Below are 23,738 nucleotides of genomic sequence, written 5' to 3'. Positions count from 1 at the left end.
CTTCAGGACCTAGTGGCGGAAGCGCTCGGTGGTTGGAAACCTGCCGGAAGGGCGTGCGATGGTATCTGACATGTACGCCCTCCTTTCATTCGCATTGGAACGGAGGCCGATGTAACAACGTCCCACCGGTCTGGCAACCCGTTGCGTCCGGAGCGTGCTCAATCTTCCCGGTACCGCAGCCCTTCGACCAGCGCCGTGAAAGCGGCGGTAGGCTGGCGACGGCTGGAATAGTAGAGATGATAGCCGGGAAATTCGGGCGACCATTCCTCCAGCACCGTCTCAAGCGCGCCGCTGTCGAGATGCTGCTGCGTCAGTGCCGTCGGCAGATAGGAGATGCCGAACCCGTCGAGCGTGGCCTCGAGCACGGGCAGGATCGAGGTGAAGGTGAGCTGGCCATCGACCCGCACCCGCAGGTCGCGTCCCTTGGTCTGAAACTCCCAAGCATAGAGCCCGCCATAGGTGGGCAGCCGCAAGTTGATGCAGCGATGCCGGGCGAGGTCCGCAGGAGTGCGTGGTCGGCCATATGCCGCGAAATAGCGCGCCGAGGCGACGGCGAGCATTCGCGCGGGCGGGCCGATCGGCACTGCGATCATATCGCGATCGATCGTTTCGCCGAACCGCACGCCCGCATCGAACCGGTCGGCGACGATGTCGGTCAGGCGGTAGTCGGTGACGATTTCGACGTGGATGTCGCGGTAGAGGGGGAGGATCTCGCGCAGCTTGGGCCACAGCACCGTGGTCATCGACAGCTCGTCGGCGGTGATCCGGACATTGCCCGCGGGCTTGTCGCGCAGCGTGCCGAGCGCGGCGACCTCGGCCTCGACCTCGTCGAGCAGCGGACCCAAGGTGCGCAACAGCCGCTCGCCCGCCTCGGTCGGCGTGACGCTGCGCGTCGTGCGGTTGAGCAGCCTGAGCCCGAGCCGCTCTTCCAGCGTGCGCATCGAATGGCTGAGCGCGGAAGGGGTGACCCCCAGTTGCGCTGCCCCGCGGGTAAAGCTGCGTTCGCGCGCCACCACGAGGAAGGCGGCGAGTTCGCCCAGATGCTGGCGGTTCATTGTTGAATACAGCTCATAGCTATTTTCAGATCATAGCGTCTAATCGGGGTAATGTACCACGCCTATCTCTTGGACGCAGGCACGCGTACCCCGGTGCTCGCCCCCCCTCGATCCAGGAGCTTTCCATGCCCAGCCCAGCCAAGGCCTATGCCGCGCAATCGGCGACCACCCCGCTCGCGCCCTTCAGCTTCGAGCGCCGCGACGTGCAGCCCGACGACGTCGCGATCGACATCCTGTTCTGCGGCGTCTGCCATTCCGACCTGCATCAGGCGCGCAGCGAGTGGGAAGGGACGCTGTTCCCCTGCGTTCCCGGTCACGAGATCGTCGGCCGGGTGACCGCGATCGGCAGCGACGTGACGACGTTCGCGGTCGGCGATCTGGTCGGGGTCGGCTGCATGGTCGACAGTTGCGGCACCTGCCCCTCATGCCATGAGGGCGAGGAGCAATATTGCGAAGGGACCGGCTTCGTCGGCACCTATAACGGCCCCGACGCGCACCTCGGCGGCCACACCTTTGGCGGCTATTCGGACACGATCGTCGTCAAGCAAGGCTTCGTCCTGCGCATCGGCCATGACGAGCAGGATCTTGCCGCCGTCGCGCCGCTGCTCTGCGCGGGTATCACCACCTACTCGCCGCTCAAGCACTGGGGCGCAGGACCGGGCAAGAAGGTCGGCGTGGTCGGCATCGGCGGGCTCGGCCATATGGGGGTCAAGATCGCCGCGGCGATGGGCGCGCACGTCGTTGCCTTTACCACCTCCGAAGGCAAGCGCGCCGACGCTCTCGCGCTGGGCGCGCACGAGGTGGTCGTCTCGCGCAATGCGGACGAGATGGCGGCGCACGCGGGCAGCTTCGACTTCATCCTCAACACCGTGGCCGCGAGCCACGATCTCGACGCCTTCACCAATTTGCTCAAGCGCGACGGGACGATGACGCTGGTCGGCGTGCCCGAACATGCCCATCCCTCGCCCTCGGTGCTCAACCTCGTCTTCCGACGCCGGTCGATCGCCGGATCGCTGATCGGCGGGATCGCGGAGACGCAGGAGATGCTCGATTTCTGCCGCGACCACGGCATCACCGCGGATATCGAGACGATCGCGATCCAGGATATCGACGCCTCGTTCGACCGGATGGTCAAGGGCGACGTCAAATACCGCTTCGTGATCGACATGGCGTCGCTCGCCGCCGTCGCCTGATTGCATTCCGGCGCGGCGCGGGCATGATCGGGCCATGCGCCTGATCCTGCTGCTCGCCGCGCCATTCATCGCCCCGCTTGTTGCCGGCACCGCCTTCGCCCAGCCGGCCGAGGTGCGCGTGGCGTTCGACGCCTCCCGGATCACGGCGTCGCGCGCCGCGGGCCTCGCCGACCGCGCGAGCGGACGCCCGGCGACCGCCGACGATCCGGTGCGGATCGCGAGCATCTCCAAGCTGGTGGTCGCGCTCGGCGTGATGCGGATGGTCGAGGCGGGGCAGCTCGATCTCGACCGCGATGTCAGCGAGGTGCTGGGCTGGCCAGTGCGCAACCCGGCATTTCCCAAGGCGCCGGTGACGCTGCGCCAGCTGCTGTCGCACACCTCCGGGCTGATCGATCCCGAGGAGTATCGCGTGCCGCTGGGCGAGCGGCTGGCAGACCGGATCGCGCAGCCCGGGCTGTGGGATGCCAGGCAACGGCCGGGCGAATCCTTCCGCTACGCCAATATCGGCTTTCCGGTGATCGCGAGCGTGATGGAGAAGGCGTCGGGCGAGCGGTTCGATCGCCTGATGCACCGGCTGGTGCTGGCGCCGCTCAAGCTCGATGCCTGTTTCAACTGGTCGACCTGCGCGGACGCGAGGATCGCGCGCGCGGTGGTGCTCTATCGCGCGGACGGATCGGTGGCGCTCGACGATCTGGGTGGCAAGCGGCCCGATTGTCCTGTGATTGCCAAGGCAGGATGCGATCTGGCGGGATACCGGCCGGGGGAGAATGGCGCGCTGTTCTCGCCCCAAGGGGGCCTGCGCGCGTCGATGCGCGACCTTGCGGTGATCGGCCAGATGCTGCTGAAGAATGACGGCAGCTTCCTCAAGCGCGAATCGATTGCGCAGATCGAGCGGGTCGCGTGGCGCTATGACGGGTCCAATGGCGACACATCGAACGGCTTCTACTGCCAGTACGGCCTCGGCATGACGATGCTGCCGACCGCGCACGATATCTGCGCCGACGATCTGTTCGGCGACGGGCGGACGCGCATCGGCCATGCCGGTGACGCCTATGGCTTGCGTTCGGGGCTGTGGATCGATCGCGTCAAGGGCACGGGCGTCGCCTTCTTCGCCACGGCGACCCCGCCGGATAGCAAGGGCTTCACCGCGTTCACGGTGGAAGAGGAACGGCTTGCGCGCGAAAAGGACTGAAGTGGGGAGCTTCTGTTGCCCGGTGCTCCCCGTACCGCTGGATTCCGCTTCTGTTGCCCGGTGCGGTCCAACCGCGCATTTTAGAGTAATCTTAGACCGTTAGGTCTTGGGATTACGCCGCAATAGCGAGTGCTTCGTTATCGTTGGCACTTGTGTGTATGGGCCGTCGCGGTGGTCCCATTCCGAACGAAAACAGCGCTTTTCAACACACGTCGATCCTGGTTCGGCCCCGTCAGAACCGGTGTCCAGAACGCCCTTGAGGATTCTGGCACCCATTATGGTGGAGCCGCCGGGTACTGCCCCCGGGTCCGCTGCGTCTATTGCACGCCACAATTTATCGTCATAGCCGGGCGAGCCCGGCACGTTCCAATATAGGGAACGGAATCCGAATGAAAAGAGCAGGTTTTGGCCTTCACAAGGCCGCAATGCGGGTGCAAGGGACAATGTCATGCTGACTCAGCGTTCCCGTTATGCCCTGCGCGCCATGCTCTTCCTGGCGAAGCAGCCGCGGGAAGGCGCGCCCACGCCGATGACCCGTATTGCCGCCGAGGCGAATGTGCCGCGCAAGTTCCTCGAGCTGATCCTTGCCGATCTGCGCGAGGCGGGGTTCCTCGATTCCACGCGCGGCAAGATGGGCGGCTATCGCCTGGCGCGGCCCAATCACCTGATTTCGCTGGGCGAGATCATCCGGGTGATCGAAGGGCCGCTGGCACTGGTGCCGTGCGTCAGCCGCACCGCCTATCGCCCCTGCCTCGACTGCAAGGACGAGGCGGCATGCGCGATCCGCCACGCCATGGCGCGGGTGCGCGACGAGACCGCGCGAATTCTTGACGGCACGAGCCTGGCGGACGCCACGGCGGAGAATCTGGCAGCGGCCTAGGTTCGACTGGCGCCTGACGGCGCGCGGTACCGCTCCGCTCCCGCACCCGGCCACCCAACGCACCTGTATTCTACGGGTGGCCGGGTCGGGGAGCGGGCCGGCACCGGCCCATCAAAGGCTATCCGTTGCGCTTCTTCAGCTCGTCGCGGATCTCGCGGAGCAGCACGACATCGGCGGCTTCCTCTGCCGCGGCTTCCGGCGCCTTGGGAACCACGCGATTCACCGCGCGCACCAGCAGGAAGATGATGAAGGCGATGATCAGGAAGTTGACCGCCTGGGTGACGAACTCGCCATAGCCCAGCAGCGGCACGCCCGCTTTCTTGAGCGCGGCATAGTCGGTCGACCCCTGCAGGTTGGCCGGCACTTCGCCCAGCACCAGGAAGTAGCTCGAGAAATCGAGCCCGCCGAAGATCTTGCCGATTACCGGCATGATGATGTCTTCGGTCAGCGAGGTGACGATCTTGCCGAACGCCGCACCGATGATGACCGCGACGGCAAGGTCGAGCACGTTGCCGCGCGCGATGAAGGCCTTGAATTCACTGAGCATGGACGCACCCCTGAACTGTCTCTGCGCCGCTCAGGGTAACGGCGGGATTGGGTGCCCGCAATCCGTACCCGGTCCGGTTATCATTGCGTGCGGACCAACGGTCTCCTATTTTCGCGGTGTCGTATCGATGCGACACACTTGGAGGGATAGTTCGACATGAAGCTTCGTCTCGTTGCCGCGATGGCTGCGGCGGCCATGCTTTCGGCCTGTGGGCTCAACAGCGTTCCGACCGCCGAGGAAGCGGCCAAGGCGAAATGGGCCGAGGTGCAGAACCAGTATCAGCGCCGCGCCGACCTGATCCCCAACCTCGTCTCGACGGTTCGCGCCGCGGGCGCGCAGGAGAAGTCGATCCTGGTCGAGGTGACCCAGGCCCGCGCCGCGGCGACCCAGGTGCGCGTCAGCGACGCCGACCTGACCGATCCGGCCAAGGTGCAGGCGTTCGACCGCGCGCAGAACGCCGTGACGATGACGCTGCAGCGGCTGCAGGAGGCCTATCCCGAGCTCAAGAGCCAGGGCAATTATGCGACGCTGATGACCCAGCTGGAGGGTACGGAGAACCGGATCGGCATCGCGCGCCGCGACTATAACGAGGCGGTGCGGAGCTATAACACCACCATCCGCACCTTCCCCGACGCGATCGGCGCCAAGATCTTCTACGGCGCCAAGCCGATGACCCCGTTCCAGGCGACCACGCCGGGCGCGGAGACCGCGCCGACGGTGAATTTCGGCAACGGCAACTGATCGCCGTCTGAACGGGTAGCGGCATGATCCGCCTCCTCCTTGCGCTTGCGCTCGCGGTGCTTTCCGGCACCGCGGTGCAGGCGCAGACCTTTCCGAAGTTCACCGGTCTGGTGGTGGACGACGCCAACGTCTTGCCGCCTGATGTCGAGGCGTCGCTGACGCAGAAGCTCGAGGCGCTGCAACGCGATACCAAGCGTCAGCTCGTCGTCGTCACGATCGGGGATGCGCAGGGCTATCCCTTGTCCGACTATGGCTATCAGCTCGGCCGTGCCTGGGGCGTCGGGCTGAAGGACGCCGACAATGGCGTGATCCTGATGATCGCGCCCAACAACCCCAAGGGCCAGCGCGGGCCGAGGATCGAGGTCGGGCGCGGGCTCGAGCCGATCGTCACCGACGCGCTCGCCGGGACGATCGTTCGCGGCCAGATGATGCCGCTGTTGAACGAAGGCAATGTTCCGCAGGCGATGGTAGCCGGCGCCGATGCGCTGATCGCGCAGCTGCGCGCGTCGCCCGAGGAAGCGCAGGCCAAGGTCGATGCGGCGGTGCAGGAGTTCAACCGGACGCACCAGCGCAAGGCCGGCGGCGGCGGGATCGGCATCGGCGGGATCCTATTCTGGCTGTTCGTCTTCTTCATCGTGATCATCCCGTTGATCCGGCGCGTGCGCGGGCGGCGCTATCGCGGCGACGACAGCGACCTGCCGATCGTGCTGTGGACCATCGGGAGCGAGATCGCGCGCCATAGCGGCGGCTGGTCGTCCGGCGGAGGGGGCTGGTCGTCGGGCGATGGCGGCGGTGGCGGCGGCTGGGGCGATGGCGGCTTTACCGGCGGCGGCGGCGGCGATTTCGGCGGCGGCGGCGCCTCGGGGGACTGGTGATGGGCATGCGATTGAGCGAAGCGGATCATCGCCGCGTCACGGCCGCGGTCACCGCGGCGGAGACCGGGACCGATGGCGAGATCGTGACGATCGTCGCGCGCCGATCGGACGAGTATCACGACATCGCCTTGCTGTGGGCGATGCTTGCGGCGCTGCTGGTGCTGGCGCTGCTCGCGGCCTTTCCGCAGGCGATCGATCATGTCCATGGCTGGTTCGGCGATCCCTGGGGAGAGGCGGCACCGGCCGGTCATGTCCTGCTGATCGCGATGGCGGCGATGGTCGCCAGTTTCCTGGCGGCGCGCCTGGCGCTGGCCTGGCTGCCGCTGCGCTTCGCGCTGACCCCGCGCTCGGCCAAGGCGCGGCGCGTGCGGCGCAAGGCGCTGGCGCTGTTCCGGGCCGGGGCCGAAGCGCGCACCATCGCGTCGACCGGGGTGCTGCTCTACCTCAGCATCGACGAGCATCGCGCCGAGATCATCGCCGATTCGGCGATCCATTCGCGGGTCGATCAGGCGGTATGGGGGGAAGCGATGGCGGCGCTGATCGCGGCGGTGCGCGACGGCCGCCCGGCCGATGGCATGGCCGATGCCGTCACCCGGATCGGCGTGGTGCTGGCCGAGCATTTCCCGCGCAGCGCAGGCGACACCAACGAGCTTCCCGACCGGCTGATCGAGCTGTGACGACACCGGATGCGGACGCGCCGGTCGAGACCGTCTGGCAGGGCAGGTTCCTCACCGCCAAGAAGCAGGGGCGCTGGGAATATGTCGCCCGCGCCCGCGGCATCCGGGCGGCGGTGATCGTTGCGATCGATGAAGACGGACAGCTGATCCTGGTCGAACAGTATCGCGTGCCGCTGGGCCGCGCGTGCCTGGAGCTGCCCGCGGGCCTGGTCGGTGACGAGAATGAGAGCGAGGCGGTGGAGATCGCCGCGGCGCGCGAGCTGGAGGAGGAGACCGGCTACCGGCCCGGCCGGATCGAATCGCTTGGCGAGTATTTCTCCTCGCCCGGCATGGTCAGCGAGAGCTTCACGCTCGTTCGCGCGCGCGATCTGGTCCGGGTCGGCGAAGGCGGCGGGGTCGAGGGCGAGGGCATCACCGTCCATCGGGTGAAGCTCGACGATGTGCCGGCGTTCGTCGAGACCTGCCGGGCACGCGGCATGGCGATCGACGTCAAGCTGCTGCTGGTGCTGGGTCAGACCTTTCTCGGGGCCTGACCGCGCTTACCGGAAATTGTCGGCGTAGGCCTGGAGCTTGAGCTTGCGTTGCGGCGCGGGGACGACGTGGAAGGCAATGCCCTCGCGCGCGGCATAATCCCGTGCGGCCTCGAGCGTCGGGAAGTTGAGGCGCAGCTGGTTGCGCGTGTCGCCCGAGCCGGCCCAGCCGGTGAGCGGATCGGCCTTCTGCTGCTCGCCGGGCTCATATTCGAGCACCCAGCGATCGGTGCGGAAACGGCCCGACTGCATGGCGTTCTTCGGGCGCTGATAGATGCGTGCGGTGGACATGGTTCCGCCCTTTATCGCGAACCGCTGCGCCGTGCATCCGCATTTTTCGTCCGCAGCGTCGGGTTCGCGGCGGCGGGGTCGTCGGGCCAGGGATGGCGGGGGTAGCGGCCGCGCATTTCCTTGGCGACATCGGCCCAGCTGCCCTTCCAGAAGCCGGGCAGGTCGCGCGTCGTCTGGATCGGGCGGCCGGCAGGCGAGGTGAGCGACAGGACCAAAGGCGTGCCGTCGCCGAGCATTGGGTGAGTGGCGAGGCCGAACAACGCCTGCACCCGGACCTCCACCATCGGCCCGCCCTCTGCCGCATAGTCGATCTCGTGGCTCGACCCCGCGGGGGTTTCGAGCCGGGCAGGCGCGAGCCGGTCGAGCTGCTTCTGCGCATCCCAGCCGAGCCGGTTCTGCAGTGCCTGCGTCAGTGCCTCCGGCGCAATCGCGTCGAGGCGGCGCTTGCCCGCGAGCGCAGGCGCCAGCCAGTCATCGAGATCGGCGCGCAGGGCATCGTCCGACAGGCTTTCGAGCCCTGCATAGGCCGCGCGGATCCTGAGGGCCCGGGCGTTGGTGGACCAGGGCAACAGGTCGAGGCCGTGCTGACGGACGCCCTCGAGCAAGGCTGCGGCGATCTCGTCCGGATCAGCGGCGGTGTCGGGGCCGTTCGACAGGCGAATCGCGCCGAGGCGGCGTTCGCGCGTGGCTTCGACGCGGCCGCTCGCGGGAACGAAGCGGACGTGACGACGGGTTTCGATCCGGTGGCCGAACAGCGTTTCGACACCGGCAGCATCGATCGGCGTGGCGGAGAGGATGCGTGCGCCTGCGGCCATCCCCTGCGTTTCGGCGACCGCCAGCCATTCGTGGCGCGCGAGCGAGGACGCCGGGTCGAGCCGGAATCCGCGTCCACCCGCCGATGCCCAGGTCTCACCCGACGCGTCGCGGCGTTTTGCGATCCGGTCGGGAAAGGCGAGCGCGACACAGGCCGCAACCGCTTCGGGCGAACCGGGCTCGATGGCCGCTGCCCGGGTGCCGGGCACGAGCCTGGTCCAGCGTTCGGCGAGGCGCCGTGCGTTCTCGGCGCGCTGGCCGCGTTCGGTCTTCCAGCGGCGCAGCCGATGTTCGAGATCGGCATCCGGACCGCCCAGGCCGCGCTCGCCAAGCAGGACCGCGATCTGCGCAGCGGTCTGCGCCAGCCCGAGTTCGCCCGCCCGCACCAGCATATGGCCGAGGCGCGGCGGAAGCGGCAGTTGTGCGATCGCCTTGCCATGCGCGGTCGGGCGCCCATCGGCGTCGAGCGCCTCCAGTGCGCCGAGACGCGCGCGCGCTTCCTGCACCGCGGCTTCGGGCGGCGGGTCGAGCCAGTTGAGCGCGCGCGGATCGGCGACGCCCCAGAGCGCGCAATCGAGCGTGAGCGCCGACAGATCGGCTTCGAGGATCTCGGGCGGATCGAAGCGGGGGAGGCCGGCGGTGGCGGCCGCTTCCCAGAGCCGGTAGGCGAAACCCGGCCCCTGCCGCGCCGCGCGTCCGGCGCGCTGCGTCACCGCGGCCTGGCTCGCGCGCTCGGTGACGACGCGGGTCATCCCCGCGGCGCGATCGTAGCGCGGGCGGCGGGCAAGGCCGGAGTCGACGACGACGCGGATGCCATCGAGCGTCAGGGACGTCTCGGCGATCGAGGTCGCCAGCACGATCTTGCGCCGTCCTTCGCGGTCGGGCGCGATCGCGGCGCGTTGCGCGGCGGGGTCGAGGCTGCCGTGCAGCTTGTGCAGCGCGATCCCCGGCACGTCGCCGATCCGTTCGGCGGTGCGTTCGATCTCGGCGACGCCGGGGAGGAAGGCGAGGATGCCGCCGTCGGTCTCGCGCAGCGCCTGGCGGATCGCGCCGGCGACCGACTCCTCGATCCGCGCCTCCGCGGCGCGACCGAGATGGCGCAGTTCGAGCGGATGGCTGCGGCCCTCGCTCTCGATGACCGGCGACTCGCCCATCAGCGCTGAGAAGCGCGCGCCGTCGAGCGTGGCCGACATCGCGACCAGCCGCAGATCGGGCCGCAGTGCCGCCTGCGCGTCGAGCGCCAGCGCCAGACCGAAATCGCTGTCGAGGCTGCGCTCATGAACCTCGTCGAACAGCACCGCCGAGACGCCCGCCAGTTCGGGATCAGCCTGGATGCGATTGACGAAGATGCCTTCGGTGACGACGGTCACCCGCGTCTGTGCCGAGCGTCTGCTGTCCATGCGTGTCGCATAGCCAAAGGTCTTGCCGACCGGCTCGCCGGCGAGTGCCGCCATCCGCTCCGCTGCGGCGCGCGCGGCGAGGCGGCGGGGGGAAAGAAGCAGGATTTCTCCGGCGCACCAGCTTTCGATCAGGAGCGCCGGCGCGACCGCGGTGGTCTTGCCCGCACCGGGCGGCGCGACCAGTACCGCGTTGCTCGCGCTGCGCAGCGCGGCGAGCAGATCGGGCAGGACGGCGTGGATCGGCAGGTCGGTCACGGCCCGGCTCTACGCAATTCGCCGCATTGCTTGAAGCACCATGGCACCCATTTGCGTGACGCGCGTTGCGCGCAGGGAAGGAGACGGGTCATGGCACGCACGCTTTCGAGCTTCAGCATCGCCGCCGACGGCAGCGGCGACTATCTGCTCAGCATCGAGGATGACGACGGCGAGACCATCGAGCTGACCGCGACCTATGAGCAGCTCGACATATTGGGCGAGGCGATCGAGGATGCACTCGAGGAGGAGGATGACGACCCGCTCGGCGCCGACGAGGATGAGGACGAAGCGGCGGAGGAATAGGGCGGCCCCGGTGCGACGTCAGGCAGCCCCAGACGACATTCAATAGGCTCGGGCGACCGCGAACTCGACGGCTTCGATCATCGCGTCCTTGGCGGCGCTTGCGGGGAAGATGCCGAGCGCGTCGATCGCGCGCTGGCCATAGTGCCGGGCGCGCGCGAGCGTGTCGTCGACCGCGCGGCTCGACCGGACGAGGCCCTGGGCATGGGTGAAGTCGTCGTCGCCGTTGCGGCGGCCGAGCACGGCTTCCTTCCAGAAGGCGCGATCGTCATCGCTGCCTCGGGCATAGGCGAGGATGACGGGGAGCGTCATCTTGCCCTCGCGGAAATCGTCGCCCGCGTCCTTGCCCATCGTCCCGGCGTCCGAGACATAGTCGATCGCATCATCGACCAGCTGGAAGGCGATGCCGAGGTTGCGACCATAGGCGTCGAGCGCGGCCTCCTCGGCCTCGGGGCGTTCGGCGACGACCGCGGCGATGCGGCAGGCCGCGGCGAACAGCGCGGCGGTCTTCGCACCGATGATGTCGAGATAGCGTTCCTCGGCAAGATCGATGCGGCGCGCGGCGGTGAGCTGGTTGACCTCACCCTCGGCGATCACCGCCGAAGCGTTGGACAGGATCTTGAGCACCTTGACGCTGCCGTCCTCGACCATCAGTTCGAAGCTGCGGCTGAACAGGAAGTCGCCGACCAGCACGCTTGCCGGGTTGCCCCAGATGAGATTGGCGGTGCGCTTGCCGCGGCGCATGTCGGATCCATCGACGACATCGTCATGGAGCAAGGTCGCGGTGTGGATGAACTCGACCGATGCGGCGAGCTTGTGATGGCGCGCGCCCGAATAGTCGAGCAGCCGCGCGCTGGCCAGCGTCAGCATCGGCCGCATCCGCTTGCCGCCGCCCGCGATGAGGTGGCCGGCAAGCTCCGGGATCAGCGGGATCTGCGACTGCATCCGGTCGAGGATCACGGCGTTGACGAGGTTCATGTCCGCCGCGACCAGCGCGATCATGGGCTCGAGCGAGGGCTCCGCCCCGCGGCCGATACGGTGAATGGTCGCGCTCATGCTGGGCGCGATGTGGCGGGAACATGCCAGAAAGGCAAGTGCGTGGGGGTTGCGTACGCGTAAAAGCGGCGCAACAAGCGCGCTGAGCCTGGTGAGGCGGCACCGGCCCGCTCCCCCGCCCGGCCACCCATAGGATACTGAAGTTGGGTGGCCGGGCGGGGGAGCGGGCCGGTGCCGCGTTGTCAGCGCAGCTGACACAATCAAGGATATTTCATGAGCGACGAGACGCTGCAGCGCTATCGGCAGAGCATCGACCGGATCGACGCCGCGCTCGTCTTTCTGCTCGCCGAGCGGTTCCAGATCACCCAGGCGGTGGGACGGCACAAGGCCGAGACCGGGCTTCCTCCCGCCGATCCGGGGCGCGAGGATCGCCAGATCGCGCGGCTGCGCGAGCTGGCCGCACAGGCCGATCTCGACCCCGAATTCTCCGAAAAGTTCCTGCGCTTCATCATCGATGAAGTGATCCGCCACCATGCGCAGATGCAGGAACAGAGCGACGCGGGCTGAGCATCCGCCGTTCATCTTTGCCCGGGCATAGTTCTGCGACAAATCGTCCCTAAGGGGCGCTGATCGGCTGTGTGCCGGGTGTTTGCGGGAGTGAAGAATGCGGCGTGTTGGGTGGTTGGTGGCGGGCTGGATGGTGACCGCGGCGCCGGTGGCGATGGCTGCGCAGGCCGCTGCGCCGCAGACGCCGGGTCAGGTCCCCGGAACACCCCAGACCGCTAGCCAGGACGCTGGCCAGGACAATGGCGGCGATGCTCCTGCCGACGGCATGGAGGAGGCCGAGGAAGTGGTCGTCACCGGCCAGCTGCGCGGCGCCGTGCAGGGCGACGTCAAGCCGGAACTGGTACTGAACCCCGCCGATATCCGCGCCTATGGCGCCGCCTCGCTCGCGGAGCTGCTGACCGAGCTCGAGCCGCAGACGCGCAGCGGGCGCGGGCGCGGCGGCGGTGGCCCGGTGCTGCTGCTCAGCGGCCGCCGCATCTCGAGCTTTGCGGAGATCCGCGACATCCCGCCCGAGGCGATCGAGCGGATGGATATCCTGCCCGAGGAAGCCGCGCTCAAGCTCGGCTATCGCGCCGACCAGCGCGTTGTGAACATCGTGCTGCGCCGCCGTTTCCGGTCGATCACCGGGGAGCTCGACGCGACGGTCGCGACGGCAGGCGGGCGCGGGGGGCAGGATGCGGAACTGAGCATGCTGCGCATCAACCGTGACGGCCGCCTCAACCTCGATATCGAATATGAGCGCGATACGGCATTGCTGGAGAGCGAGCGCGAGGTCGCGCGCGATCCCAACGTTCCAACCGCCGATCCGAACTATCGCACGTTGCTCCCGAAGACCGAGAATGTCGCGCTCAACGGCGTGTTCAGCCGCAATATCGGCAAGGTCGCCGCGACTGCCAATCTGCGGCTCGAGCAGAATGCGAGCGAGTCGCTGCTCGGGCTGCCGGTCGGCGGCGCGACCACGCCGCTGCAACGCGCCAGCGATACCGGCACGCTGCACGGCGGTTTCTCGCTCAACGGCGATCTCTCGCCCAAATGGCGCTGGTCGGTGACGGGCAACTGGGACCGGGTCGAAAGCCGGACGGTCACCGACACCGATAGCGGACGGAGCGATCGCGCGCGTTCGGTATCGAACGTCGGATCGATCGACGCGCTGGTGAACGGCGCGCTGCTGCCGCTGCCTGCCGGAGATATCTCGGCCAGCATCCGAGCCTCGGGCCGCACCAGCGACCTGCAGAGCGATTCGCTGCGCGGCGGGCTTTTCTCGGCGTCCGATATCGGCCGCGACACGGGAAGCGTTCAGGCCAATATCGACCTGCCGATCGCCAGCCGCAGCCGCGCGGTGCTGAAGGGGCTCGGCAACCTCTCGCTCAACGGCAATGTCGAGGTCGAGGAGCTGTCGGACTTCGGTACGCTTCTCACCTATGGCTATGGGGTCAACTGGTCGCCGATCGAGCAGGTCCGCTTGATCGCCTCGTTCACCGAGGAGGAGGGTGCACCCTCGGCGCAGCAGCTCGGCAATCCGCTGCTGACCACGCCCAATGTGCGGGTGTTCGATTTCGTGCGGGGCGAGACGGTGGACATCACCCGCATCGACGGCGGCAATCCCAATCTGATCGCCGACAATCGCAGCGTGATGAAGCTCGGCCTCAACCTGCGGCCGCTCAAGGACACCGACCTCAGCTTCAATGTCGACTACAACAAGAGCACGATCCGCAATCCGATCGCGTCCTTTCCGACCGCGACGGCCGAGATCGAGGCCGCGTTCCCGGATCGCTTCGTGCGCGACGGCAGCGGCACGCTGATCCGGATCGACAACCGGCCGGTCAATTTCCTGCGCAGCGAGCGCGAGCAGATCCGCTGGGGCATCAACTTCTCCAAGGCGATCAGCTCGCCGCTGGCGCGCAAGGCGGCCGAGGCGTTCCAGGCGCAGCGCGCGGCGCGGCAGGCGGCCCGCGAGGCGGCGATCGCGCGCGGCGAGACCCTGCCCCCGGGCGCACGCGGCCCCGGCGGGCGCGGACCGGGCGGCGACGGACCGCGCCGGTTCGGCGAGGGCGGGCGGCCTGGCGGTGGCGGCGGCGGTTTCCGCGGCGGTGGCGGGGGTGGCCCGGGCGGCGGCGGGCGGTTCCAGTTCGGGATCTTCCACACCGTCGCGCTCGCCGACAAGATCACGATCCGCGACGGCCTGCCCGAGCTGGATTTGCTCAATGGTTCGGCGACGGGCAGCCGCGGCGGATCGCCGCGCCATCAGATCGAGCTGCGCACGGGCGTGGTGCGCGACGGCATCGGCATCCGCCTCAACGCCGACTGGCAAAGCGCGACCCGGGTGCGCGGGGGCGCGACGAGTGCCGATGAGCTGCGCTTCGACGATTTCGCGACGGTCAATCTGCGGCTGTTCGCGACGCTGGGGCCGCAGTTCAAGTTCGTGCGCGACAATCGCTGGCTCGCGGGCACGCGGGTGACGCTGTCGGTCGACAACCTCTTCGACAGCCGCCTCAAGGTGACCAATGCGGCCGGCACGACGCCGCTGAGCTATCAGCCCGCGCTGCTCGATCCGCTCGGGCGCACCGTGAAGATCAGCGTACGGAAGCTGTTTTTCTGAGGGTTGCTGCTCCGCTTGCGCGGATGCGGCACCGGCCCGCTCCCCCACCCGGCCACCCACGCCAGTGTATCCTGATGGGTGGCCGGGTGGGGGAGCGGGCCGGCGCCGCAAACCATAAGACTCAGCGTTCGAGCTTGCTCTTGCGATAGAGCAGGGTGATCGCGACGCGGCGGTTGCGCGGATCGGCGGGATTGGCCTTGATCAGCGGCTCGCGGTCGGCGACGCCCTCGATCCGCTCGAAGCGGGGTTCGGGAACGCCGGCGGCGACGAGGCGGCGGCGCGTTTCCTCCGACCGGGCGCTGGAGAGCATCCAATTGTTCATGTTGCGCGGATCGCCATAGCCGAGGCTGTCGGTGTGCCCGCGGATCATCAGCGGGTTCTGCGAATCGGCAATCGACCGGGCGACCAGTTCGACCAGCTTGGCCGCTTCGGGGACGAAGTTGGTCGTGCCGAGCGCGAACATCGAGTAGTCGGCATCGTCCATCAGGTCGATCCGCATCCCCTCGCGCGTCGGGACGAAGCGGACCTGCTTGCCGAGCTTGGTGAGGCCGGGGGTCGACTTGATCTTGCGTTCGATCTCCGCCTTCATCTTGGCGAAGCCCTGCCGGTCCTGCGCGTCCATCGCCTCCTTGTTCTTGAGGCTGCCCTGCTCGCCGGTGCCGACAAAGTCGCCGCCCTGGGCGCCGGCCGGGATCGTCATCGATCGCGTGCCGGTCTGCTTGGCCATGGTCGGGTAATTGTCCTTGCCCTGCATCGCGTCGCCGCCGAGCAGGCCGTTGGAGCCGGCGCTGTTCTGCTTGAACTCGATCAGCGTGGGCGCGAAGTAATCGGCCAGCGCCTTGCGCTGCTTCTCGTTGGTCGCGCCGAGCAGCCACATCAGCAGGAAGAACGCCATCATCGCGGTCACGAAGTCCGCGTATGCGACCTTCCACGCGCCGCCGTGATGGCCCCCGCCACCCTCGACGAAGATCTTCTTGACGATGATCTTGGGCGGCAGCTTCGCCGCATGTGGCGCCCTGGCCGTCATGCTTATCTACCGCGGAGGCCGTCGAACACTTCGGCGAAGCCGGGCTGGTTGTGGTGGGCGATACCGCTGCGCGCCGCCTCGATCACCAGCGGCTGCGGGTGGCCGTGGAGCGAGGCGATGATGATCTGCTTGACCGTGTGGTAGATCGCGGCGTCGGCATCGATGATCTGCTTCAGGCGGCCCGCAAGGGGACCGACCAGGCCATAGGCGAGCAACACGCCGAGGAAGGTGCCGACGAGTGCCGAGCCGATCATCGCGCCGAGGATCGCGGGCGGCTTGTCGATCGAACCCATCGTCTTCACGACGCCGAGCACGGCCGCGACGATGCCCAGCGCGGGAAGCGCGTCGGCGAGCCCCTGCAGCGCATGCTGCGGCTCCTCGACATGGTGGTGGTGGGTCTTGATCGCATTGTCCATCACGTCCTCGACCGCATGCACGTCGAGCGTGCCCGACGAGACGACGACCAGGCGCAGCGTATCGGAGATCAGGTCCACGAGCGTGTGATCGGCGAGGAGGCGCGGATATTCGGCGAAGATGGCGGAGGATTTGGGATCCTCGACATGCGGCTCGAGCGCGATCGGGCCGTCGACGCGCAGCATCTTCATCAGCTTGCTGACGAGGAAGATGACGTCGAGATAATCCTGCTTCTTGTACTTGGGACCCTTGAGCACCTTCATGAAGCCGCCGCCGAGCGCCTTCAGTTCGCGGCCCGAATTGCCGATGATCAGTGCGCCCAGCGCGGCGCCGCCGATGATGAGCATCTCGTGCGGCAGCGCGTGCAGCACAGGCTCGAGCGCGCCGCCGGTGATGGCGAATCCGCCGAACACCATGGCGATGAGGACGACGAAACCGATTGCTGGAAACATGACTTCGCGTTGCCCCCCGGCGCTGGCTTGGTTACCGATACAAACGACCGCGCGACCCGGAACTTGAGCGAAAAAGCGCTAGAATATGGTTAGGTCGTGAACCCATAAACGGCCGCTCACATGATGAGGGATCAGGTCAAGGGCGATTAGGGAGGCATCTTCGTTCTCCATTTTGTCGGATCCAGGTGGGCCCGTTTTGTTGACGCGGATCGAGGGCTCGATTCGTATCCAGCTCACATACGGTTGCCGCCAGGCGGCAAGACCATCATCCCGCGTACGGCGGGTCGGGCGCAGGATAGCGAGACCAGTCTTTCAGGCGGCGTTTAAGCCAACAGCCGTTTCGGTTCGCATCCTGGATCCGCGGAGCTGTCAGGCTCCGGGGAAGGTTTAGCGGGCGATCAGGCGGTCTTGATGATCGCTCCTTCGATGACCACGCCGGCGGTGGCATATCTCCACAACGCCACGAGCAACTTTCTTGCTAAGGCAACGATCATGGGCTTCTTGAGCCGGCCGCCGTTGCGCTCCACTCGTTCATGGAACCAGCGCGAGAGCCCGGTGTCCGGCTGGTAGCGTAGCCACAGCCACGACAGTTCTACCATCGCGGTTCGCAGCCTCGCATTGCCCGCTTTGGAGACTCCTTGTTCGTGGCGGATAGATCCGCTCTGCCACGGGGTCGGCGCCAAGCCGGCATAGGCGGCGAGCTGGCGTCGGTTGTCGAAGTGTCGGAACAACCCTTCCGAGGTAAGGATCGCGGCTGATTCTGCGCCGATGCCCTTGAGATTAGTAAGCATCGCCATCGGCCGCTCCCGCGTTTCGGACGCGAGAACGGCGTCGCGCTCTGCCTCAAGCTCTTTGACCTGCGCGATGACCAGCTCGAGCCGGTCCAACTCGCGCAGGATCTGAGCGCGCATGTGCGGCGCAAGCGCATGACCGTCACCCGTTCTAAGCTCGTCGAGCCGCTCCGCCGATCCCGGCGCATTGGTTCATAAGTTGTGATACCCTGCGAGAAGAGCAGGCCTTTGATCCGGTTGATGTGCCGGGTGCGCTCGCCCATCAACACGCTGCGCTCGCGGTTCACGCGTCGCTGATCCTCCTCGGCGACACTCGGCGCGCGAACCATCGCGCAGACACGCGGCTCGTCTCGCTTGTAGGCAAGCAACGCCCGCACCAGCGCTTCGCCGTCGATCTTGTCGGTCTTGGCACGACGCCGGCGACGTGACGTCGCGATCGATGCGGGGTCGACGACATGGCTCTCGATCCCTTCTTCCTGCAGCACACGATGGATCCAGAACCCGTCGAGACCTGCCTCCTGGATAACGATGACAGCGAAGTCTTGTCCGGCTCGCTTCTTCGCCTTCGCCCTCAGCTGGGCAAAACGCTCAAAGAGCCCAGCGACGTCGCCGGCACGGATCGTGTGCCTCGACATCCGCTCGCCCGCACCAGGCGATAGCGACGTCACCAGCCAAGTCGATTTACTCAGTTCCATCGAAACGAAGATCGCGCCAAGATCAGTCCGGCTAGCGACGGGCGCGAGGGGTCGATCTGCTACAAGCATGGTTGCCTCCACAGAGTTAGGGTCAGCAACCGCACTCTGACAGAGCGTCAGCCGCTATCCACCCTCGCCATGGGATCTTTCGGCACGAGAGCCGAATGTCCGCTATGGGGTGGGAAGCCGACATTGCCTGAACGATGCTGATCAGCCATCCTGCTGCAATGAAGGTCAGCCGTGCTCGCTACGCCCCGATGATTGGCACCGCGATCCTCTTCGCCGGCCCTATCTTGCTATCCTATCCCTTCCTCGCCGCATGGAACGGCGCAGCAAGCTATCCAAATCCGCTCAGCCCTTGGCTTTATCCGGTTTTACTGCTGTCTCTCGTCGCCGGTTGCACGGGTTTCCTCCTGCTGAGGCAAAGGACATCCACCAAGCTGCTTATGCTGCTTTTTTACGTTCCAGCGGCGGTCTTTGCGCTTTTCGTTTGGTCGTATTCGTGGTGCCGTCTCTGCGATTGGTGAACCGAAGCTTTGTCCGCAATGGGGTCGCTTCCGGACAGGCCGCTTTTATGAGTCTACGGCTTAGGTCGGAGATCCCTCGCCGACCTAGTTTTCGTCCCATGGTTGCAATCTTGACCCCAATCCACCACCAGACACGCCCGCTTCTCCGGTAGATTGCCTCGACGATCGGCTGCCTCAGTGCGGTTAGATATAGCGTGCGCAATGCCGCTTCAGCGATTTCGCCCAGTGGCCCCTCTCCTCACTCACCCAATCTCGAAATGCCGACCGGAACCCATGAACAGTGTAAGGCTGCTTCATTCCTTGAGCAGCTTTGTAAGGGTCATGTCCGAAAGTGACTGAGAGCCTCGCAGCCCTGGGAACACAAGCGGACAGTCGCGAACTCCGAGTTCCTGGCACCGTTCAATGACCTGCATCGCAGACTTAGCCAATGGTACAACCTGCTCGCGATGCGTCTTCATCCGATCTTTCGGAATCGTCCAAAGGCGCGCCCCAGCATTGATATCATGCCACGTCGCGCCATGCACCTCGCCCGAACGAGCGGCGGTCAGAATCGCGAACCCCCGCGCCAAGCGACTGAAAGACTCTCGCTCGCGCAACTTGGCAACGAAAGCCGTAACCTGCGCGTACGGCATGGCCGCGAAGTGACCGTCCTTCTTGGGCTGCCGCGGCAGCCCCTTGGTGATCGCGCGCATTGGCGCCTCGGTGTCTCGGTCGCATACGCCCAATCGAGCACCGTCTCTATACGCTGCCGCACCCTTCGCGCCGTCTCCGGCTTCGAAAGCCAGATTCCGCAAGCCGATTGCACTGGGCCGTTTTTTGACGGCCAATCGGCCGTTCGCGCATGCTGACTTAATCCATGCCTCAGGGTGCGGTCAAAAATGTCTGGCAGACGCTCCGGATCACCGCGCGATCACCCGAAAGCAACGTATCGCCGATCACATAGCTGTAGATCATGAACGCGCGAGCCGGCACCTGCTCCTTTGGCACCCCATTTGCCGTGAGCAGCGATTCAAAATAGGCCAAGCGGTGCCGGTCAATCTCTTCGAGCGCACGCTTGGCGCGCTTGTCTGTAAGGGCCCAGCTACGCATCGCGACCTCCACCCAGGCGCCCGTTTGGGTGCGATCCAGGCGCGAGATTGCGAAAAGCCGCGCGAGCCGGTCTTCGGGGCCCGAGTCCATTGCGCTCAATTCCGCAATAAGGCCTGTGGTTGTGCGTTGGCGCCAATAATCGACCATGGCGTCCAGAAAGACCTCGCGCGTGTCGAAGCGTGCATAGAACATGCCCTTTGTGACGCCGAGCTGCTCCGCGAGCACTTCAATGCGGACCGCGTCGATGCCGCCGAGCGCGAGCTGCTCGAGCGCAGCGATGAACCAGCGTTCGGCTGTAACTTTGGGTTTGGGACCGCGCTTGACGGGGGCGCTGGCCGCACCCGGAAGTACCGGTTGGGGTGGAAGAGGCGATAATGACATTGATCGAGGCTAGGGCGCGCCATCCTCAGGGTCAACGTCCAGCCGAATTTTGATCCGATATAGAATTAGATTTCATAGCCATCGAGATGGACATTGACTGAAGAGAAACAGTGCAATTATCAATATCTCATACCGAATCGTATCAAATGATTCGGATGGGAGGGATGATCTGATGACCGAATGCCATCGGGTGCTGAAATGCATGCTGTTTGCCGGGGCGGCGCTGGGCGCGATGGAGATCGGGACCGCCGCCGCGCAGGAGACTGGCCCCGAAGGCGCCAGCAATGCCCAGGTCGATGAGATCGTCGTGACCGCGCGGCGGCGTGAGGAGAGTCTGCAGGACGTTCCGATCTCGGTCACCGCCTTCACCGCCGATGCACTCGATCAGAAGGGGGCGGCCGACATCACGGCGCTCCAGCGATCGACGCCCAACCTGACGCTTCAGGTTTCGCGCGGCACCAACTCGACGCTTACCGCCTTTATTCGCGGCATCGGTCAGCAGGATCCGCTGTGGGGCTTCGAACCCGGCGTCGGCCTCTATGTCGACGATATCTACATCGCGCGGCCGCAAGGGGCAGTTCTCGACATCTTCGATATCGAGCGGATCGAAGTGCTGCGCGGGCCACAGGGCACGCTTTACGGCCGCAACACGATCGGCGGCGCAGTCAAGTATGTGACCAAGCGGCTCGGTCATGATTTCAGCGGCAAGGTGCGGGGCGAATATGGCAGCTACAACGAATATAATCTGACCGGATCGATCGCGGTGCCGGTTTCCGATGCAATCTCGATCGGTGCGGCCTTTGCCTGGTACAATCGCGACGGTTACGGCAAGAATCATTTCACCGGCGCCGATACCAACAACAAGGATGTGATCGCCGCGCGCGTATCAGTCGAGATCGCGCCCTCCGAGGATGTCTTCATCCGGCTTGCGGCGGACCGCACCGAAGATCGTTCCAACGCCAACCATGGCCATCGCGAACTGCGCGAACCCAACAGCAACATTGCGGTCCTTCCGGGCAGATATGACACGCTCGCTGGGGTCGGCGACAGCAACAAGGTCGTGACGCAAGGTATGTCGCTGACGGGCGAATGGGCCGTATCCGACGCGGTCACGCTCAAGTCGATCACCGCCTATCGCGACGGCTATTCGAGCGGCCCGGGGATCGATTTCGACGGAACCCCTCAGGCTTTCCTCGACATCGCGGCCAAGGGAAAGGTCTATAAGGATCGCCAGTTCAGTCAGGAGTTTCAGGCGCAGATCGAGACCGACGCTCTGCAGGGTGTGGTCGGCGTCTATTATCTCGATGCCATGGCATCGGGCGCGTTCGACACGATCCTCGGCCGCGGCCTCGTTCCCGAGACGCTACTCGTGCCGCGGCCGAGTGCCGGGACCGCACTGACCCAACTCACCAGCGGGTCGGTCGATACCCAGAGCTTCGCGATCTTCGGCGACCTGAACTACAATCTGACCGAACGGCTGAAGCTTTCGGTGGGCGCGCGCTGGACGCGCGACAAGAAGGTCGGAACGGTCTTCAAGGCCAATTATTTCGGGACGATCGGCAGCCCGTTGCTGAAACCCTATGTCCCGATCCTGCCGCCGCCCTTCAACGCGCCGCAAATCCTGACCGACTATACCAACAGCCGCACGTTCGAGGAATTCACGCCGCGGGTCAGCCTGACCTATGCCGCCAGCGACGACGTGAATATCTATGCCGCTTATGGTCGGGGCTTCAAATCGGGCGGCTTCGACATGCGCGGCGACGCCACCGCGACCCCGGCGACGAAGAACGGTTATGACGCCGAGATCGTCGACTCCTACGAACTCGGCATCAAGGGCGATTTCCTCGACGGCCAGTTCCGGATGAATGCTGCGGTCTTCTACACCGACTATGCCGGGCAGCAGGTAACGACGCAGGTGCCCAAAGTCACACCGCCACCGGGCGTCGTCAGCTTCGTGGACAATGTCGGCAGCTCACGCATCTGGGGCGCGGAGATCGAGGCGCAGGCAGTGCTCAGCCGCAATTTCAGCGCCAGCTTCAGCTTTGGGTACATCAATGCGAAGTTCAATGAGTTCATCGTTTTCGACCTCGCTACGGGCCAGAATGTCGACGTCGCCGATCTCCGGCGTTTCCAGAATACGCCGAAGTTCACGGGCAGCGCCTCGCTCAACTGGCAGGCCGATTTCATGGGCGGGCGGATGGCGATATTGCCTTCGATATCGTTCCGCAGCGACACGCACCTCTTCGAGATACCGATCCCGTCGATCGACCAGGACGGCTATTCGCTCGTCGACCTCAGCGTCACATGGACGTCGCCCGACGAGCGCTGGCGGCTTGGCGTGCACGGACGCAACCTGTTCGACGTGCGCTATCGGACCGGCGGTTATAACTTCCCGTCCAACCAGTTCGCGCAGTCGGTGATCGGATTTTACGGGCCGCCGCGCACTGCACGCTTCTCGGCCGAATACCGGTTCTGACGATGGCGGAGTTCGGCGAGTTGCGCTGGCCGGCGCCCGATGGCGTATCGCTCTTCGCGCGCGATTACCCGGCCGCCGGCGGCGCGGCGCGGCTTCCGGTGATCTGTATCCACGGGCTCACCCGCAATTCGCGCGATTTCGAGGAACTCGCCCCGTTGCTTGCCGCGTCGGGGCGGCGCGTGCTCGCTGTCGATGTGCGCGGACGAGGGCGCTCGGGCCGGAGTTCCGACCCGATGCGCTACCAGCTGCCCGTCTATGCGCGCGACATGCTGGCGTTGCTCGATGCACTTGGCATCGCCCGCGCGCATTTCATCGGCACCTCGATGGGCGGGCTCATTACGATGATGATGGCGGCGCGGCGGGGACGTGCGGTTGCCGGCGCGATCCTCAACGACGTCGGGCCGGAGATCGACCCCGCCGGGATCGCGCGTATCGCAGGCTATGCCGGACAGCAGGTTACGCTCGATACATGGGCCGATACGGTTGCCTATTTGAAGCGCACCAGTGCGGTCGCCTTTCCAAATCTCACCGAAGACGGCTGGCTAATGCTTGCCGAGCGCGGTTGCGTCACGGACCGGCAGGGGCGTCCGGTATTCGATTATGATCCATCGATCGCGGTTCCGCTCAGGGCAAAGCCGCTGCCCAGCCGGTCCTGGCTCGCCTGGATCCTGTTCCTGAAGCTCGCGCGGACACGACCTACGCTGCTGATCCGCGGCGCGCTTTCGGATCTGCTTTCGCAGCCGATTGCCGAAAGGATGCGCCGCGCGGCACCGGGCATGGCCTATGCCGAGGTTCAAGGGGTAGGACACGCACCGCTGCTATCGGAACACGAAGCGAAGCAAGCGATTCTGGAGTTTCTCGATAGACTGCCCTGATTTTTTACAAGGTGGCAATTTGGTGCATCAGCCTCCTCCGGCATTTCCCGCTCTGAAGGCGCGAAGCTGTCCCGCGAAGCGCCGCCGACCGTTCTGAAAC

At 66.1% G+C, this 23,738-nt stretch carries 23 protein-coding genes, 1 other RNA gene and 1 pseudogene; 13 read left to right on the top strand and 12 right to left on the bottom strand.

Annotated elements, in window-relative coordinates; genetic code table 11:
• Positions 1 to 158 precede the first annotated feature (158 nt).
• The gene (locus tag BDW16_RS10535; RefSeq protein WP_066577967.1) at positions 159 to 1,055 is read right to left on the bottom strand and encodes a LysR family transcriptional regulator; all 897 of its coding nucleotides are present in this window, start codon (positions 1,053 to 1,055) and stop codon (positions 159 to 161) included.
• Between the two features lie 125 nt (positions 1,056 to 1,180).
• On the opposite strand from BDW16_RS10535, the gene BDW16_RS10530 reads away from it, so the two are divergent.
• Positions 1,181 to 2,248: an NAD(P)-dependent alcohol dehydrogenase gene (locus BDW16_RS10530; RefSeq protein ID WP_066577964.1), complete on the top strand. Its 1,068-nt coding sequence runs from the start codon at positions 1,181 to 1,183 to the stop codon at positions 2,246 to 2,248.
• Positions 2,249 to 2,282: 34 nt separating this feature from the next.
• Positions 2,283 to 3,440 (top strand): serine hydrolase domain-containing protein, encoded by a 1,158-nt coding sequence (locus BDW16_RS10525; RefSeq protein ID WP_066577962.1) that lies wholly within the window; start codon positions 2,283 to 2,285, stop codon positions 3,438 to 3,440.
• Between the two features lie 39 nt (positions 3,441 to 3,479).
• Here the strand turns inward: BDW16_RS10525 and ssrA are convergent.
• Positions 3,480 to 3,840, bottom strand: a transfer-messenger RNA (tmRNA) gene (ssrA, locus tag BDW16_RS10520).
• 48 nt (positions 3,841 to 3,888) lie between these two features.
• On the opposite strand from ssrA, the gene BDW16_RS10515 reads away from it, so the two are divergent.
• Positions 3,889 to 4,320 carry an RrF2 family transcriptional regulator gene (locus BDW16_RS10515; protein WP_066577958.1) on the top strand — a complete coding sequence of 144 codons (432 nt, stop codon included), beginning with the start codon at positions 3,889 to 3,891 and terminating at the stop codon, positions 4,318 to 4,320.
• A gap of 118 nt (positions 4,321 to 4,438) precedes the next feature.
• Here the strand turns inward: BDW16_RS10515 and mscL are convergent, their stop codons facing one another.
• On the bottom strand, positions 4,439 to 4,867 hold the full coding sequence (gene mscL, locus BDW16_RS10510; RefSeq protein ID WP_066577956.1) for a large conductance mechanosensitive channel protein MscL: 429 nt from the start codon (positions 4,865 to 4,867) through the stop codon (positions 4,439 to 4,441).
• A 156-nt stretch (positions 4,868 to 5,023) separates the two neighbouring features.
• Between mscL and BDW16_RS10505 the strand changes: the two genes are divergently transcribed.
• Genes BDW16_RS10505 through BDW16_RS10490 form a run of 4 tightly spaced genes read left to right on the top strand, consistent with a single transcriptional unit; the run spans position 5,024 to position 7,693 of the window.
• Positions 5,024 to 5,608 (top strand): LemA family protein, encoded by a 585-nt coding sequence (locus BDW16_RS10505; protein ID WP_066577950.1) that lies wholly within the window; start codon positions 5,024 to 5,026, stop codon positions 5,606 to 5,608.
• 23 nt (positions 5,609 to 5,631) lie between these two features.
• Positions 5,632 to 6,483, top strand: coding sequence for a TPM domain-containing protein (locus tag BDW16_RS10500; RefSeq protein WP_066577948.1), 852 nt, complete (start codon positions 5,632 to 5,634; stop codon positions 6,481 to 6,483).
• Between the two features lie 5 nt (positions 6,484 to 6,488).
• Complete coding sequence (locus BDW16_RS10495) at positions 6,489 to 7,160, top strand: TPM domain-containing protein (protein ID WP_371836694.1); 672 nt, start codon at positions 6,489 to 6,491, stop codon at positions 7,158 to 7,160.
• A complete protein-coding gene (locus BDW16_RS10490; RefSeq protein WP_066577944.1) occupies positions 7,157 to 7,693 on the top strand; it encodes an NUDIX hydrolase in 537 nt (178 codons plus the stop codon). The genes BDW16_RS10495 and BDW16_RS10490 overlap by 4 nt, the downstream gene beginning before the upstream one ends.
• A 6-nt stretch (positions 7,694 to 7,699) precedes the next feature.
• Here the strand turns inward: BDW16_RS10490 and BDW16_RS10485 are convergent, their stop codons facing one another.
• Together BDW16_RS10485 and hrpB are read right to left on the bottom strand one after the other, a co-directional pair.
• Positions 7,700 to 7,981, bottom strand: a complete 282-nt coding sequence (locus BDW16_RS10485) for an ETC complex I subunit (RefSeq protein WP_066577942.1) — start codon at positions 7,979 to 7,981, stop codon at positions 7,700 to 7,702.
• Positions 7,982 to 7,992: 11 nt separating this feature from the next.
• Positions 7,993 to 10,449, bottom strand: a complete 2,457-nt coding sequence (gene hrpB / locus BDW16_RS10480; RefSeq protein WP_066577941.1) for an ATP-dependent helicase HrpB — start codon at positions 10,447 to 10,449, stop codon at positions 7,993 to 7,995.
• 90 nt (positions 10,450 to 10,539) lie between these two features.
• On the opposite strand from hrpB, the gene BDW16_RS10475 reads away from it, so the two are divergent.
• On the top strand, positions 10,540 to 10,752 hold the full coding sequence (locus BDW16_RS10475; protein WP_066577940.1) for a hypothetical protein: 213 nt from the start codon (positions 10,540 to 10,542) through the stop codon (positions 10,750 to 10,752).
• 39 nt (positions 10,753 to 10,791) lie between these two features.
• Here BDW16_RS10475 and BDW16_RS10470 read toward each other — a convergent pair whose 3' ends face one another.
• Positions 10,792 to 11,805: a polyprenyl synthetase family protein gene (locus BDW16_RS10470; RefSeq protein ID WP_066577938.1), complete on the bottom strand. Its 1,014-nt coding sequence runs from the start codon at positions 11,803 to 11,805 to the stop codon at positions 10,792 to 10,794.
• Positions 11,806 to 12,018: 213 nt separating this feature from the next.
• Between BDW16_RS10470 and BDW16_RS10465 the strand changes: the two genes are divergently transcribed.
• Entirely contained in the window at positions 12,019 to 12,312 is a 294-nt protein-coding gene (locus tag BDW16_RS10465; RefSeq protein WP_066577936.1) for a chorismate mutase, read from the top strand.
• A gap of 97 nt (positions 12,313 to 12,409) precedes the next feature.
• Complete coding sequence (locus BDW16_RS10460) at positions 12,410 to 14,911, top strand: TonB-dependent receptor (RefSeq protein ID WP_100362747.1); 2,502 nt, start codon at positions 12,410 to 12,412, stop codon at positions 14,909 to 14,911.
• Positions 14,912 to 15,032: 121 nt separating this feature from the next.
• Here the strand turns inward: BDW16_RS10460 and BDW16_RS10455 are convergent, their stop codons facing one another.
• From BDW16_RS10455 to BDW16_RS10445, 3 genes and pseudogenes are all read right to left on the bottom strand, one after another.
• A complete protein-coding gene (locus BDW16_RS10455; RefSeq protein ID WP_066577927.1) occupies positions 15,033 to 15,938 on the bottom strand; it encodes a flagellar motor protein MotB in 906 nt (301 codons plus the stop codon).
• A 2-nt stretch (positions 15,939 to 15,940) separates the two neighbouring features.
• Positions 15,941 to 16,804, bottom strand: a complete 864-nt coding sequence (gene motA, locus BDW16_RS10450) for a flagellar motor stator protein MotA (RefSeq protein WP_066577925.1) — start codon at positions 16,802 to 16,804, stop codon at positions 15,941 to 15,943.
• A gap of 398 nt (positions 16,805 to 17,202) precedes the next feature.
• Positions 17,203 to 18,359 (bottom strand): annotated as a pseudogene (locus tag BDW16_RS10445) (IS110 family RNA-guided transposase).
• Positions 18,360 to 18,493: 134 nt separating this feature from the next.
• Here BDW16_RS10445 and BDW16_RS10440 point away from each other — a divergent pair.
• Positions 18,494 to 18,817 carry a hypothetical protein gene (locus BDW16_RS10440; RefSeq protein WP_125958771.1) on the top strand — a complete coding sequence of 108 codons (324 nt, stop codon included), beginning with the start codon at positions 18,494 to 18,496 and terminating at the stop codon, positions 18,815 to 18,817.
• A gap of 293 nt (positions 18,818 to 19,110) precedes the next feature.
• Here BDW16_RS10440 and BDW16_RS21645 read toward each other — a convergent pair whose 3' ends face one another.
• The 3 genes from BDW16_RS21645 to BDW16_RS10430 all read right to left on the bottom strand — a co-directional run bounded on the left by BDW16_RS21645 (position 19,111) and on the right by BDW16_RS10430 (position 20,287).
• The gene (locus BDW16_RS21645) at positions 19,111 to 19,449 is read right to left on the bottom strand and encodes a tyrosine-type recombinase/integrase (protein WP_371836741.1); all 339 of its coding nucleotides are present in this window, start codon (positions 19,447 to 19,449) and stop codon (positions 19,111 to 19,113) included.
• Entirely contained in the window at positions 19,362 to 19,571 is a 210-nt protein-coding gene (locus BDW16_RS21950; protein WP_422396479.1) for a hypothetical protein, read from the bottom strand. Before BDW16_RS21950 ends, BDW16_RS21645 begins: the two co-directional genes overlap by 88 nt.
• A gap of 107 nt (positions 19,572 to 19,678) precedes the next feature.
• Positions 19,679 to 20,287, bottom strand: coding sequence for a TetR/AcrR family transcriptional regulator (locus tag BDW16_RS10430; protein WP_066581542.1), 609 nt, complete (start codon positions 20,285 to 20,287; stop codon positions 19,679 to 19,681).
• A gap of 172 nt (positions 20,288 to 20,459) precedes the next feature.
• On the opposite strand from BDW16_RS10430, the gene BDW16_RS10425 reads away from it, so the two are divergent.
• Positions 20,460 to 22,763, top strand: a complete 2,304-nt coding sequence (locus BDW16_RS10425) for a TonB-dependent receptor (protein WP_066581544.1) — start codon at positions 20,460 to 20,462, stop codon at positions 22,761 to 22,763.
• Positions 22,764 to 22,765: 2 nt separating this feature from the next.
• On the top strand, positions 22,766 to 23,638 hold the full coding sequence (locus BDW16_RS10420; RefSeq protein WP_066581547.1) for an alpha/beta fold hydrolase: 873 nt from the start codon (positions 22,766 to 22,768) through the stop codon (positions 23,636 to 23,638).
• Positions 23,639 to 23,738: the final 100 nt, after the last annotated feature.

The sequence above is a fragment of the Sphingomonas koreensis genome, assembly GCF_002797435.1.
GTDB lineage: Bacteria > Pseudomonadota > Alphaproteobacteria > Sphingomonadales > Sphingomonadaceae > Sphingomonas > Sphingomonas koreensis.
Note: the sequence above shows the minus strand (reverse complement) of the source record. Positions and strands in the feature narration are given on the sequence as shown.